Annotated in this window: 1 protein-coding gene; it reads right to left on the reverse strand. The window is 49.4% G+C overall.

Annotated features, from left to right (window positions below; translation table 11 throughout):
* Positions 1–261, reverse strand: a 261-nt coding sequence (locus AAEY88_RS14205; protein WP_350563426.1) for an aconitase family protein, incomplete at both ends; no start/stop codon positions are given.

Raw genomic sequence — 261 nt, forward strand, 5'->3', positions numbered from 1 at the left:
TTCGCGACCATAAGCATCGACTTGTACTGAGTGATCGACGACTAGTTCACTAGGAATGAATGGATTAATTTGCTCGGCCTTTCCGCCAAGCTCAACGACCGCATCACGCATCGCGGCTAAATCAACTACTGACGGCACGCCAGTAAAATCCTGCAATACCACGCGTGCTGGCATAAAGGCGATCTCTTTTGAAGCTTCAGCACCAGCGTCCCAATTGGCAACGGCTTCAATATGGTTCTTGCCAACAGATTGTCCATCATC

The sequence above is a fragment of the Psychrobacter sp. CAL346-MNA-CIBAN-0220 genome (genome assembly GCF_040309805.1).
Taxonomy (GTDB): domain Bacteria; phylum Pseudomonadota; class Gammaproteobacteria; order Pseudomonadales; family Moraxellaceae; genus Psychrobacter.